The following is a 13,536-nucleotide window of genomic DNA, read 5'->3' on the forward strand; positions in this document are numbered from 1 at the left end:
CGACCTGGACGCCACGCTGGAGGACTTCATCAGCCCGGGCAGCGAGTGGATCGAGATCGGCAACAAGCGCACCCACGTCAAGAGCTATCTGAGCGACTTTCTCTTTTCCCCGGCGCGCGCCAACGCGCCGGTGCGCACGCTCTCGGGTGGCGAGCGCAATCGGTTGCTGTTGGCCCGCCTGTTCGCGCGCCCGGCCAACGTGCTGGTGCTCGACGAACCGACCAACGACCTCGACATCGACACCCTGGAGCTGCTGGAGGACCTGCTGCAGCAGTACGAGGGCACGGTGTTTCTGGTCAGCCACGACCGGCGCTTTCTCGACAACGTGGTCACCAGCACGCTGGTGTCCGAGGGCGAAGGGCGCTGGCGCGAATACGTGGGCGACGTGCAGGACTGGCTGACCCAATCGGCCCGTGCCGAAGCCTTGCAGCGCGATCGCACGCCCGCGGCCACCACGTCCGCGCCTCCTGCAACGCCCGCGCCCGCCAAAACGCCCAGCGCCACAGCCAAACCGAAGCTGAGCTACAAGGAGCAGCGTGAATTCGATGCGCTGCCCGCGCGCATCGCTGCGCTCGAAGCCGAACAGGCCGAGATCGACCGCCTCCTTGCCGATGGCCAGCTTTTTGCCACCGACGCCACACGCGCCGCTCAACTTGGCGCCCGGCATGCCGATATCGAAGCGGAGTGGCTGCAGGCTCTGGAACGCTGGGAGGCGCTCGGCGGCAGCTGACGCCTTTCGTGCAAGGACCGCACGCAGCCCGTCTCTCATGCCAACGACGCCCCCTCGCATTGCTCAGGATCTGCAGCGCGCGCTCCAGGAGTTGCGCGCTGAGCGAGAGCGCACCCAGCAGTTGTTGGCCGAGCTGGAGCGGCAAAACCACGAACTGGACCAGTTGCGCAGCTCGGTGCACTGGGAGTCCAACAGCCGCCTGCTGGCCGAAGAAGCGCTGGACGCCACCCAATACCGACTGCAGCTGGCCGTGGACGCGGCCGGCCTGGCCTTGTGGGACTGGCAGCTCCGTTCGCCCCAGGTGTACCTGACGGCGCGCTGGGGCGAGATGCTGGGCGACGTCGCTATGGACGGCTACTGGGACACCACCGCCCTGCTTGAACGCGTGCACCCGGACGACCGGGGCCTGGTGCAGACCGCCGCGCGCAAACTGCGGACCGGGCGGCGGCAGCGTGGCGTGGTGCAGTACCGCGTGCGCACCGCCGACGGGAAATGGCTCTGGATCGAGAGCCACGGCATGGTCACGGAGCGGGACGCCACAGGGCGACCGCTGCGCCTCATGGGCACCCACGCGGACATTGGCGAGCGCAAGCGGGTGGAAGAAGCGGGCGTGCGCGCCCGCGAGCTGGCCGAGCAGGCCAGCCGGGCCAAGAGCGAGTTCCTGGCCAACATCAGCCACGAGGTGCGCACCCCGCTCAACGCCCTGATCGGTCTGACCCGCCTGCTGATCGACTCCCCGCTCAACCTTGAACAGAAAAGCTGGCTCGACCTGATGGACAAGTCGGCCCACGCCCTGCTGGACCTGCTCAACGATGTGCTGGACCTTTCGCGCATCGAAGCCGGCAAGCTGCCCATGGAAAACGTGCACTTCATGCTGCGCGACACCTTGCAGGAAGTGAGCGCTCTCTATGGTGAACAGGCACAGGCCAAGTCGCTGGGCTGGAGCCTGTTGCTGGCACCCGACCTGCCCGAGCGCATGCAGGGCGACCCCGGGCGGTTGCGCCAGGTGCTGGGCAACCTGCTGTCCAACGCGCTGAAGTTCACGCCGCGCGGTGGGCGCATCGTGATCACGGCGCGTGTGCTCGCCGCCAGTGCGACGGCGCCGCAACGCCTGCGGCTGCAGGTGCAGGACAACGGCGTGGGCATTGCCCGCAAGCACCAGGCCAGCATTTTTGACGCATTCACCCAGGCCGACGCCTCCACCGCACGCCGCCACGGGGGCAGCGGGCTCGGTCTGGCCATCTGTTCGCAGTTGGTCAAGCTGATGGGCGGCGGCATCGAACTGGTGAGCGAGCTGGGCCAGGGCAGCTGTTTCACCGTGACGCTGCCCATGGGCGACAACGCCGCGGATGCGGGGCCACACAGCGCGCCGATGGAACTGAGTGAAGTGGCCCAAGCCGGGCGGCGTTTTGCCGGCCTGTGCGTGCTGGTGGCCGAGGACCACCCGGTCAACGAGCTGCTGATGCAGCAGTTGCTCACGCGCCTGGGCTGCACCGTGCGACTGGCGCGCGACGGGGAACAGGCCGTGGCACGGTGGGAACAGGGCGGCGTGGATCTGGTGCTGATGGATGTGCAGATGCCGGGCACCAACGGTCTGCAGGCCGCCCAGCGCATCCGCGATCTCGAAATCGGCCGGCGCATCCGCCGCACCCCCATCGTGGCGGTGACGGCCAACGCCATGCCGGGCGACCGCGAGGCCTGCCTGGCCGCGGGCATGGACGGCTATATCTCCAAGCCGGTAAGCCCGCAGACCCTGATCCGCACCATGGACGAGGTGCTGATGCGCGTCTCGGGCGTGTTCAGCGACTGGCGCGAGGCGGTGGAGCTGGCGCCCGATCAGACCGGCGCCACCGGTACCGCGCCAGCGGGGCCGCTCGATCTCGACGCGCTGCGCCGCCGGCTCGACGGCGACGACACCACCCTGCGCCAGCTGGCGCTGGCCATGCGCAGCGACCTCGGCGAACGCCTGCAGCAGCTGCAACTGGCGCTTCAGGCCCGCAACGCCGACCTGGCGGTGGCCCACGCCCACGGGCTCAAAGGCTCGCTGGGCAGCATGACCGCCGAGCGCGGCGCGCGCCTGGCCAAGGGCCTGGAACTGGCGGCGCGCTCGCGCGACTGGCCGCTGTTTGGCCGTGTGTTGCCGCTGATGCAGGCCGAGGCCCAGCGCATCGACACCGCCCTGTCCGACCTGCTCAGCGCTGCGCCACCAGGCGACTGAAGACGCGCCAGAAGGCCGCGTCCTGCGTGGTCGCGAAATTGATGCGCATGAGCGTGCTGGGTGCGCGCGCGGCGTGGAACAACGCGCCGGGCGCGAGCAGATAACCCTCGTCGAGCATGCGCTGCGCCAGCACATCGGTGTCCACGCCGGTGTCCACCCAGCCAAACAGGCCCGTGGGCTCGGCCGCGAAACGGCAACCCGCCGCCAGCGCCAGCTTCACGCTGCGCGCCCGCGCCGCATCCAGCCGGGTGCGGATGCGCTCGGCATGGCGCCGCAGCTGCCCCTGCTCGATGCACAGCGCCAGGGCCTTCTCCAGCAGGGCCGGCGTGGTCAAGGTGGCCAGCAGCTTGGTGTCCAGCAAGGACTCCACCAGGGCGGGCGGCGCGGCCAGGAAGCCGATGCGCCAGTTGGGCGCGAGGATCTTGGCGAAACCGCTGACGTAGATCGTGCGCTGCAACCCGTCCAGCGCGCTCAGGCGCGTGGCGTGTTCGGGCGCGATGTGGCTGTAGGTGTCGTCCTCGACGATGTGGAAGTCGTGCTGGTTGGCCAGCTGCAGCACGCGGTGCGCGCTGCCGGGCGAGAGGCAGTAGCCGGTGGGGTTGTGGAACACGCTCACGCTCACGTAGAGCTTGGGCTTGTGCGCCTCGCAGTACTTCGCCATCACCTCCAGGTCGGGGCCGTCGGCACGGCGCGGCACGGGCAGGATGTGCATGCCCAGCGCCGAGAGCCGTGCGAACTCCACCGCCCAGCCCGGCTCCTCCACCATCACCGGATCGCCCGCGCGCAGCAGCGTGCGGCTGACGATGTCCAGCGCGTGGGTGGCGCCCACAGTGGTGATGATGTGCTCGGGCGCGGTGTGCACGTTCAGCGAGGCCAGCTTCTTGGCCAGCACGCGGCGCAGCCCGCCGTCGCCCAGCGGCTCGCCGTACTGCAGGGAAAAGTCCTGCAGCGCGCGCGTGCCGGTGACCTTGCGCACGGCCGCCGGCATGAAGGTCGATTCGAGCCAATCGGGTGGAAACACGCCCATGCCCGGCTGGGGCTTGTTGCTGATCTTGTGGAACATGCCGCGGATCAGCGCGGTGGCGTTGACCGGTGGCGCGTCGCGCCCGGGGCCGCGCATGGCCATCCAGTGGGCGGTGTTCCAGTGGGCCGCCGCGGCGCCCGGCGGCCCGGGCTCGCCCGCCGCCTGCGTGGCGTGGTCCGCGCGCTCCGGCGTCAGTTCCCGCACAAAGAAACCGCGGTTCTTGCGCGCCTCCACCAGCCCCTGCGCCAGCAACTGGTCGTAGGCGGCCACCACGGTGGATGGGCTCACATCGTGCTGCAGCGCGCACTGGCGCACCGAGGGCAGGCGCGCGCCGGGCGCCATCAGCCGGTTGCGGATGCGCTCGGCGAAACGCGTCGCCAACTGCTCGGTCAGGGATTGCGTGGAAGACTTCATCAACATGGGCGCGCATCCTTGGGGGGGTGTCTGTACTGCCACGGCAAACCATACAGTTCATCAACTGCACTGGTTAACTGTATTGGTCGTGTATTGATTTGAAAGATTACATTGAACCCCATCGATTGACAAGACCGACCGAACCACGCCCCACCCGCCCCATGAGCGCCTCCGAGCTGACCGCCCTGCTGCTGTTTTGCACCGCGATGAGTTTTTCGCCGGGGCCGAACACGACGCTGTCCACGGCGCTGGCGGCCAACCTGGGCCTGCGGCGCGCCATGCGCTTTTGCCTGGCGGTGCCCGCGGGCTGGACCCTGCTGATGCTGGCCACCGGCCTGGGGCTGGGCGCGCTGATCACCGGCGTGCCCGCGCTGCGCTGGGGCGTCACGCTGTTTGGTGTGGTCTACATGCTGTGGCTGGCCTGGAAGCTGGCGGGCGCGGGGCAGCTGTCCCAGGTGGACGCGTCGCGCCTGAACGTGGGCTTCTGGCAGGGCGTGGGCCTGCAGTTCCTCAACATCAAGGCCTGGATGCTGGCGCTCACGCTCACCGCGGGCTGGGTCGTCAACGCGGCCGGGCAGCCCTCGGACAACCCGGGGCAACGCCTGGCCATCATCTGCGGGGTGATGGTGGGATTCGCCTTCAGCAGCAATTTCCTCTACGCCCTGGTGGGCTCGCTGCTGCGCCAGTGGTTGGCGCAGGGCCGGCGCCTGCTGTGGTTCAACCGCGTGCTGGCCCTGGTGCTGGTGGCCACGGCCCTGTGGATGCTGATGGTGGGAACGCAACAAGGAGGCACCCCATGACCGCCGCCAAGGAAAAAGAAGCCCTGCTCTGGGGCCTGGTGGGCATCACCCTGTTTGCCGCCACGCTGCCGATGACGCGGCTGGCCGTGGGCAGCGCCGAGGCGCCACAGCTCTCGCCCTGGTTCGTCACCTTCGGGCGCGCGGCGGTGGCCGGGGTGTTGTCCATGCTCTATCTGCTGTGGCAACACACCCGAGGGCAGCTCAAGGTGCCCCGGAAAGCCGAGTGGCCGCTGGTGGGCGTGACCGCGTTTGGCGTGATCGTGGGCTTTCCGCTGTTTCTGGCACTGGCGCTGCGGCACGTGCCCAGCACCCATGGCGCGGTGGTCACGGCGCTGCTGCCCCTGTCCACCGCGGTGCTGGGCGCGCTGTGGTTCCGCCAGCGCCCCTCCAACGGTTTCTGGGCCTGCGCGGTGCTGGGCAGCGGCCTGGTGCTGGCCTACATGGTGTGGCGCGCGGGCGGCCTCTACCTGGGCGCGGCCAACATCTACCTCGTCATCGCCATGACCACGGGCGCCTTCGGCTACATCGGCGGCGCGCGCCTCACGCCGCGGCTGGGCGCCGAGCAGGTGATCTGCTGGGTGCTCATGTGCAGCCTGCCGCTCACCCTTCCGATGGCCTGGTTGTTTGCGCCGGCCGACGTCTCGGCCATTGCGGCCATCAGCTGGTGGGGCTTCGTCTATGTGGCGCTGTTCTCCATGTGGATCGGTTTCTTTGCCTGGTACCGCGCGCTGGCGCTCGGCGCGGTGCGCGTGAGCCAGATCCAGCTGGTGCAGCCGTTCCTGAGCCTGCTGTTTGCCGTTCCGCTGGTCGGCGAGCGGCTGGACGGGGTGACGCTGGCCTTCGCCCTGGCGGTGATCGCCACCGTCTACGCCGGGAAAAAGATGCCCGTGCACCAGAAAGTTCCCGCATGACCCCCAAGCCATACCTGGAGCCACACCGCCCGGTGCTGCGCGCCGACATGGCCCTGCGCGGGTTGCCGGTGGCGATCGGGGCCTACGTTTCCGTGAAGGACTGAACATGCAGCTGCACCACATCCCTTTTGGCACCACCGACTGGCGTTCCCTGCCGCGCGAAGAGAAAAGCGCCCAGGCCGGCCAGGCCTACTGGCGCACCCTGCAGCTGGGCGACGTGCGCGTGCGCATGGTCGAATACACCCCCGGCTACGTCTCGGACCACTGGTGCACCAAGGGCCACATCCTGCTGTGCCTGAGCGGCGAGCTGCACACCGAGCTGAAAGACGGCCGCCGCTTCACGCTGACACCTGGCATGAGCTACCAGGTGGCCGACAACGCCGAGCCGCACCGATCCACCGCGCCGCAGGGCGCCACCCTTTTCATTGTTGATTGACTGAACGACCGGAGATGCACATGAAACCCAACGATCTGCCCATGGCCAACCCCTGGACCCTCGCGCGCCGCGCCGAGCGCATGAACCCCTCGGTGATCCGCGAAATCCTCAAGGTCACCGAGAAGCCCGGCATCATCAGCTTCGCGGGCGGCCTGCCTTCGCCCAAGACCTTCCCGGTGGACGCCTTTGCCGCGGCCTGCGCTCAGGTGCTGGGCACCGACGGACGCGCCGCCCTGCAATACGCGGCCAGCGAAGGCTATGCGCCACTGCGCGAATTGATCGCGGCCCAGTTGCCCTGGGACGTGGACCCGGCGCAGGTGCTCATCACCACCGGCAGCCAGCAGGGCCTGGACCTGGTGGCCAAGGTGCTGATCGACGCCGGCAGCCGCGTGCTGGTGGAGACGCCGACCTACCTGGGCGCGCTGCAGGCCTTCGCCCCGATGGAGCCCGAGGTGGAGAGCGTGGCCAGCGACGCCGAGGGGGTGGACGTGGACGACCTCGAACGCAAAGCCGGCCGCGGCGCCGAGCGCGCCCGCTTCCTCTACGTGCTGCCCAATTTCCAGAACCCCACCGGCCGCAGCATGAGCGAGGCGCGGCGCCAGGCGCTGGTGGAGCGCGCGGCGGCCATCGGCCTGCCGCTGGTGGAAGACAACCCCTACGGCGACCTCTGGTTCGACCAGCCGCCGCCCCTGCCGCTGACCGCGCGCAACCCCGAAGGCTGCATCTACCTGGGCTCGTTCTCCAAGGTGCTGGCACCCGGCCTGCGGCTCGGTTATGTGGTCGCACCCAAGGCCATCATGCCGAAGCTCCTGCAGGCCAAGCAGGCGGCCGATCTGCACAGCCCCAGCTTCAACCAGCGCATGGTGGCCGAGGTGCTGAAAGACGGTTTCCTGGAGCGCCACGTGCCCACCATCCGCGCGCTCTACAAGCGCCAGTGCGCCGCGATGCTCGACGCACTGAAAACCGAGATGGCCGGCCTGAACGTGCAGTGGAACTCACCCGACGGCGGGATGTTCCTCTGGGTGCGCCTGCCCGAGGGCATGAACGCGGTGGAACTGCTGCCCAAGGCGGTGGACAAGGGCGTGGCCTTCGTGCCCGGCGCCGCGTTCTACGCGAGCGAACCGGACCCGCGCGCGCTGCGCCTGTCGTTCGTCACCGCCAGCGTGGAGCAGATCCACATCGGCGTTGCCGCGCTGGCCCAGGCGATCCGGGAACAACAGCAACCGGGCTGAGCACCATGCTGCGCATCTGGGGCCGCCTGAGTTCGATCAACGTGCGCAAGGTGGTGCTGTGCGCGCAGGTGCTGGGGCTGGAATTCGAGCGCATCGACGCGGGCCTGAGCTTTGGCGTCGTGAACACGCCGGACTACCGTGCCCGCAACCCCAACGGCCTGGTACCGCTGCTGCAGGACGGCGACTTCACGCTCTGGGAGTCGAACGTGATCGTGCGCTACCTGTGTTGCCGCGAAGGTTCGGCCCTGTACCCGCTGGACCTGCGGCAGCGCTTCAACGCCGAGCGCTGGATGGACTGGCAGCAGACCACGCTCAATCCGGCGGGCAGCCCCGGCTTCAAGCAGTGGATACGCACGCCGGACGCCCAACGCGACCCGAAGGTGATCGCCGCCTCGGTGGCCGCCACCGAACCGCTGTTCCAGCAACTCGACGACCACCTCGCCCGCCACGCCTTCATGGCGGGCGACGCGCTCACCATGGCCGACATCCCCATCGCCTGCGAAGTGCACCGCTGGTGGGGCCTGCCGCAGCCGCGCCCGGCCTGGCCGCACCTTCAACGCTGGTACGCGCAGTGGCTGGCCCACCCGGGCAGCCGAGGCGTGCTGGACCAGCCTTTGTCCTGACCCTGGAGCCCCCCATGCAGCAACGCCCGTTCAAACAGGTGGACGTGTTCACCACCACCCCCTACCGCGGCAACCCGCTGGGCGTGGTGCTCGATGGCACCGGCCTGTCGGCCGCCGAGATGCAGCATTTCACGAACTGGACCAACCTCTCGGAATGCAGCTTCCTGCTGCCGCCCACTCCCGAGGGCGCGGCTGCCGGCGCGGACTACCGCGTGCGCATCTTCTGCCCGGGCCGGGAACTGCCGTTCGCCGGCCACCCCACGCTGGGCAGCTGCCACGCCTGGCTGGAGGCGGGCGGCGTGCCACGCTCCGAACACGTGGTGCAGGAATGCGGCGTGGGCCTGGTGAAGCTTCGCCGGGGTGAAAGCGCGCTCCCTCGAGGAGCAGCGACCCGCGAAGCGGCGCAGCGTGGGGGCGATGCCCTGCTCGCGTTCGCTGCGCCACCGCTGATCAAGAGCGGTCCGTTGGATGAAGCCGATGTACAACTCATCGCGCGTGGCCTGGGCGTGGCGCGCAGCGACGTCACCGCCCACGCCTGGTGCGACAACGGACCCAACTGGCGCGGCGTGATGCTGCAGAGCGCCGAGCAAGTGCTGGCGCTCCAGCCCGATGGCGCGGTGCTGGCGGGGCTGGACATCGGCGTGGTCGGGCCCCACCCGGCGGGCAGCGACACCGCGTACGAAGTGCGCGCCTTCTTCCCCGGCAACCAGGGCCTGGCCGAGGACCCGGTCACCGGCAGCCTGAACGCCGCGCTCGCGCAGTGGCTGATCGGCACCGGCCTGGCGCCCGAACGCTACGTGGCCGCGCAAGGCACGGCGATGGCGCGCGAGGGCCGCGTGCACATCGAGCGCGACGCCAGCGGCAGCATCTGGGTCGGTGGCGCATCCGTCACCTGCATCGACGGGCGCGTGACGCTGTGAGCGTGATCCCGGGCGCCCAGATCGACCACCTGGTGGTGGCCGCGCGCACGCTGGACGACGGCGTGGCCTGGTGCGAGGCCACGCTGGGCGTGACGCCCGGGCCGGGTGGAGAGCACCCGCTCTACGGCACGCACAACCGCCTGCTGCGGCTGGCCTGCGCGAGCGCGCCACGCGCCTACCTGGAGATCATCGCGATCAACCCGCGGGCCACGCCCACGCGCCCGACCGGGCACGCGCGCTGGTTCGACCTGGACGACCCGGCCCTGCAACACCGGCTGGCGCAACACGGGCCGCAGCTGGTGCACTGGGTCGCCAGCGTGCCCGACATCGAAGCGGCCCACGCCCGCCTGCTGGCGCTCGGCATCCAGCGTGGCCCGGTGATCGGCGCCTCGCGCCCCACGCCGCAGGGCCTGCTGCAATGGCGCATCACCGTGCGCGAGGACGGCCAGCGCCTGTTCGACGGTGCCTTGCCCACGCTGATCCAGTGGGGCGACACGCACCCGGCCGCGTCCATGCCACACAGCGGCCTGACGCTGCAGGCCCTCACCCTCTCCCACCCCGAAGCGGCCCGGTTGCAGCAGGCCTTGGCCGCGATCGGCCTGGACGGCGTGGCCGTGGCGCCGGGCCCGGCCGCGCTCAGCGCACGGCTCAACACACCCCTGGGTCCGCGCACACCGTGCTCGATCCCCTGACTTCCCCGCTCAAACCATGCCCCACACCCTGCCCACCCTTGCCGACATCGAAGCCGCCGCCCAGGTGGTGTACCGCGAATTCCCGGCCACCCCGCAGTACCGCTGGGCCACGCTGAGCCAGCGCCTGGGCGCGGACTGCTGGGTCAAACACGAGAACCACACCCCGGTGGGCGCGTTCAAGATCCGTGGCGGCCTGACCTATTTCGATCGGCTGAAACAGCGCGGCGAAATGCCCCGCGAAGTGATCAGCGCCACGCGCGGCAACCACGGCCAGAGCATCGGCTGGGCGGCGCGCGCGCACGGCGTGGCCTGCAGCATCGTGGTGCCGCACGGCAACTCGCTGGAAAAGAACGCGGTCATGCGCGCCCTGGGTGTGAACCTGATCGAACACGGCGCCGACTTCCAGGAAAGCCGCGAGCACGCCGTGCGGCTGGCCGCCGAACGCGGCGCGCACATGGTGCCGAGCTTCCACAAGGACCTGCTGCGCGGCGTGAGCACCTACTGGTGGGAGTTCTTCAAGGCCGTGCCGCGGCTCGACGTGGTCTACGTGCCCATCGGCCAGGGTTCGGGCGCGTGTTCGGCCATCGCCGCCCGGCGGGCGCTGGGGCACGGCGCGCGCATCGTCGGCGTGGTCAGCGCCCACGCCACCACCTATGCGGACTCCATCGCCGCGGGTCGTGTGGTCGAAGCCCCCGTGACCACCGAACTGGCCGACGGCATGGCCTGCCGCGTGGCCGACCCCGAGGCCCTGGCCGTGCTGGCGCCACACCTGGACCACATCGTGCGGGTGACGGACGACGAAGTGGCCGCCGCCATGCGCACGCTGTTCGCCGACACGCACAACCTGGCCGAAGGCGCCGGCGCCGCAGCCTTCGCGGCCGCGTGGCAGGAAAAACAAACCCTCCAGGGCCTGAGCGTGGGCGTGAGCCTGAGCGGTGGCAATGTGGACAGCGCCATGTTCGCCAAGGTTCTGGCCAGCACCAACTGAAGACCGGGACCCTCCGGCGCGAAAGGTCCGAACCGGGAACGCGGCGGAACTGGCTTTGCCAGGCCGCTCGCGTTGCCCCCCCGGTGGGTGACCCGCCCTCAGGCGGGGCGCGGGGGGGACACCAACCGTGCCACCACCTCGCAGAACGCCTCGACCGCGTCGGTCTTGAACACCACCTCGCGCACACCGGCGGCCACCGCCTCGGCCTGCAGTTCGTCGGTGATGTAGCCCGAGGCCACGGCCACCGGCAGGTTCGGGCTGAGCGCCAGCACCGAGCGGGCCACGTCCAGCCCCGACATGCCGGGCATGTTGTAGTCGGTCATCAAGAGGTCGAAGGCGGCGGGCTCGTTGCGCACCGCGTCGATCGCCTGCTTCTGGTCGGTGAAGGTCGTCACCTTGTAGCCGCGTCGCTCCAGCAGCCGGCGCACCAGAAACACCAGCGTGTCGTCGTCATCCAGGTACAGGATGTGGCGCTGGGCGGTGATGAGGTCGTCGGCCATGGCGGGGGTCTCCACTGAAGTTGGTAAGGGCGGCTCGCTGTCGTCACGGTGTTCTGGCGCCATTGTGCCGCCATCCAGACCCGCCCCGCCGTTCGCGGCCAGGGGGGTTTTCGGGGCCGGCTCGGTGTGCGGTGCGGCCGGAAAGTACAGCATGAAGGTGGTGCCCTGGCCGGGCACGCTGTCCACCTGGATCGCGCCGCCGTGGGCCTGCACGATGCCCAGCACCACCGGCAGCCCCAGCCCGGTGCCGCTGCCCACCGCCTTGGTGGTGAAGAAAGGTTCGAAGATGCGGTTGCGCGTGGCCGCATCCATGCCGCAGCCGTCGTCCGTCACCATGACGCGCACGGCGCCCACGCCGCTGATCGCGCTGCTGCGCGCCAGCTCGGCGGGCAGGTTGGGGTCGCCCGGGGGCACGGTGTCGACCCGGAACTCGATGCGCCCGGGTTGGCCCTTCAAGGCGTGCACCGCGTTGGTCCCCAGGTTGAGCAGCACCTGCCCGATCTGGGTCGGGTCGGCCTGGATGTCCGGCGTGCCGGTGGCGAAGCACTGCACCAGTTGCACCTGCGAGGGCGTGGCCGCCCGCAGCAGGCTGCAGGACTCGGCCAGGATGTCGCCCACGCAGACCGGTTTGCGCTGCATCGGCTGCTGGCGGCTGAAGGCCAGCACCTGGCGCACCAGCTCACGGCCCCGGCGGGCCGCGGCGCTGATCTCGTGCAGGCTCTCGCGCGCCGGCGCGCCCGGCGGCAGGTCCTGGCGCGCCAGGTCGGCGTTGCCCAGGATGGCGGCCAGGATGTTGTTGAAATCGTGCGCCACGCCCCCGGCGAGCGTGCCCAGCGCTTCCATCTTCTGCGACTGGGCCAGTTGCTGTTCGAGCGCCTGCTGTTGCCACTGCGCCTGGCGCAGCGAGGTGATGTCCACGAAGGTGAACATCACGTGCCGCAGGCCGCCGATGGCGTCGTTTTCGGGGTAGGCGTTGCACAGCGCCCACTGGGTCTGCGCGCCGTCGCCCGACTGCATGCCCATGATCACGTCGGCCACGGGTTGCCCGGTGGCGAGCACGCGTTCAAACGGCACCTCGTGGCGCGGCATCGGTCGCCCGTCTTCGCGCAGCAGGCGCCAGTCGGGCGCCAGCGGTTCGGGCATCGCCGAACGGGCATCGCACTCGCTCCAGCCCAGGAAGCGCCGTGCCGCGCTGTTGACACTGGCCAGTGTCTGGTCGGGCCGGAACACCATCACGCCGGCGCTCAGGTTTTCGATCAGCGCGCGCGAGTCGGCCTCGCGGGTCTGCAGCACCTGCCGCGCCCGGTCCCCCTGCTGCTGCAGGCGCAGCGTGACCAGCGAACTGAAGATCACCAAGCGCAGCAGCACGTCGATCATGGTGGCCAGCAAGAGCACGGGCACCGCCGGGCTGGTGCGTTCGCCGGTGGCGCTGACCGGCAGGAACCAGACGCTCACCGCCAGCCCGATCAGCGCCACGAGCTTGAACCAGGTGACCCAGCGCAACACCTGCAGTTCCAGGATGCGGTGAATGGGGTCGAAGCGGCGGATGTCGTGCAGGGCCACGCCGGCGATCACGACCCCCGCCACGGAAAACAGGGTCTGGCGCGCCGCCATCGAGTCCCAGACCGAGGTCAGCAGCACATTGCCCACGAACACGGCCAGCAGCGCCGCCAGCACCGGCCGCAGCGCGTAGGGTTGCCCCAGGTAACTGCGGAGCCCGATCCACAAGAACGCCGCGCTGGCGACGAACGCGGTGTTGGCCACACCGAAGGTGAGCAGCTCGGGCCCATCGGGGCGCAACCCCAGCCCCACCGAACCCAGACCCGCCAACAGCCCGGAGACCGTCCACCAGCCCGGGCCGCCCACGGAGGGGTGGCGGCGCGACTGGGCGAAAAATGCGGCGGTTGCCAGCCCATCGACGCAAAGCCGAAGTGCCAGGATGGTCAGCAGATCAAGTTGCATGGAGGGTGGGCGGGTTTCTCGTGCTCCCATTGAAGCACAGGACCCCCCGGCCAAACGCCGGATCTGCCCTGCTTTTCCAGCGCGAT

General features: G+C 69.8%; 12 protein-coding genes (1 of these 12 cut by a window edge). 10 read left to right on the plus strand and 2 right to left on the minus strand.

Translation table 11 applies throughout. From position 1 onward, the window contains the following. Nucleotides 1-730, plus strand: partial view of an ATP-binding cassette domain-containing protein gene (locus KIH07_RS00705; RefSeq protein ID WP_226490133.1) — the 3' end only. Its footprint begins 1,166 nt before the window's first position; the window shows 730 of its 1,896 coding nt (coding positions 1,167-1,896); its start codon lies off the left edge, out of view; its stop codon occupies nucleotides 728-730. Nucleotides 731-767: 37 nt separating this feature from the next. Then, nucleotides 768-2,948, plus strand: coding sequence for an ATP-binding protein (locus KIH07_RS00710; RefSeq protein WP_226490134.1), 2,181 nt, complete (start codon nucleotides 768-770; stop codon nucleotides 2,946-2,948). Here the strand turns inward: KIH07_RS00710 and KIH07_RS00715 are convergent. Then, nucleotides 2,923-4,392, minus strand: coding sequence for a PLP-dependent aminotransferase family protein (locus KIH07_RS00715; RefSeq protein ID WP_226490135.1), 1,470 nt, complete (start codon nucleotides 4,390-4,392; stop codon nucleotides 2,923-2,925). The two genes, KIH07_RS00710 and KIH07_RS00715, sit on opposite strands and share 26 nt — an antisense overlap. A gap of 155 nt (nucleotides 4,393-4,547) precedes the next feature. Between KIH07_RS00715 and KIH07_RS00720 the strand changes: the two genes are divergently transcribed. The 8 genes from KIH07_RS00720 (at nucleotide 4,548) to KIH07_RS00755 (ending at nucleotide 10,988) form a co-directional block, all read left to right on the plus strand. Continuing rightward, the gene (locus tag KIH07_RS00720; protein ID WP_226490136.1) at nucleotides 4,548-5,186 is read left to right on the plus strand and encodes a LysE family translocator; all 639 of its coding nucleotides are present in this window, start codon (nucleotides 4,548-4,550) and stop codon (nucleotides 5,184-5,186) included. Further along, nucleotides 5,183-6,097 (plus strand): DMT family transporter, encoded by a 915-nt coding sequence (locus tag KIH07_RS00725; protein WP_226490137.1) that lies wholly within the window; start codon nucleotides 5,183-5,185, stop codon nucleotides 6,095-6,097. Before KIH07_RS00720 ends, KIH07_RS00725 begins: the two co-directional genes overlap by 4 nt. A 106-nt stretch (nucleotides 6,098-6,203) precedes the next feature. Continuing rightward, entirely contained in the window at nucleotides 6,204-6,533 is a 330-nt protein-coding gene (locus KIH07_RS00730; protein WP_226490138.1) for a DHCW motif cupin fold protein, read from the plus strand. Between the two features lie 20 nt (nucleotides 6,534-6,553). Further along, nucleotides 6,554-7,765, plus strand: a complete 1,212-nt coding sequence (locus KIH07_RS00735) for a PLP-dependent aminotransferase family protein (RefSeq protein WP_226490139.1) — start codon at nucleotides 6,554-6,556, stop codon at nucleotides 7,763-7,765. A gap of 5 nt (nucleotides 7,766-7,770) precedes the next feature. Next, nucleotides 7,771-8,388 carry a glutathione S-transferase family protein gene (locus KIH07_RS00740; protein ID WP_226490140.1) on the plus strand — a complete coding sequence of 206 codons (618 nt, stop codon included), beginning with the start codon at nucleotides 7,771-7,773 and terminating at the stop codon, nucleotides 8,386-8,388. 14 nt (nucleotides 8,389-8,402) lie between these two features. Continuing rightward, nucleotides 8,403-9,308, plus strand: coding sequence for a PhzF family phenazine biosynthesis protein (locus KIH07_RS00745; RefSeq protein WP_226490141.1), 906 nt, complete (start codon nucleotides 8,403-8,405; stop codon nucleotides 9,306-9,308). Next, a complete protein-coding gene (locus KIH07_RS00750) occupies nucleotides 9,305-10,000 on the plus strand; it encodes a VOC family protein (RefSeq protein ID WP_226490142.1) in 696 nt (231 codons plus the stop codon). Before KIH07_RS00745 ends, KIH07_RS00750 begins: the two co-directional genes overlap by 4 nt. A gap of 16 nt (nucleotides 10,001-10,016) precedes the next feature. Then, nucleotides 10,017-10,988: a threonine dehydratase gene (locus KIH07_RS00755; protein WP_226490143.1), complete on the plus strand. Its 972-nt coding sequence runs from the start codon at nucleotides 10,017-10,019 to the stop codon at nucleotides 10,986-10,988. Between the two features lie 98 nt (nucleotides 10,989-11,086). Here the strand turns inward: KIH07_RS00755 and KIH07_RS00760 are convergent, their stop codons facing one another. After that, the gene (locus KIH07_RS00760; protein ID WP_226490144.1) at nucleotides 11,087-13,450 is read right to left on the minus strand and encodes a PAS domain-containing sensor histidine kinase; all 2,364 of its coding nucleotides are present in this window, start codon (nucleotides 13,448-13,450) and stop codon (nucleotides 11,087-11,089) included. Nucleotides 13,451-13,536 lie beyond the last annotated feature (86 nt).

Source organism: Hydrogenophaga taeniospiralis (assembly GCF_020510445.1).
Lineage (GTDB): Bacteria > Pseudomonadota > Gammaproteobacteria > Burkholderiales > Burkholderiaceae_C > Hydrogenophaga.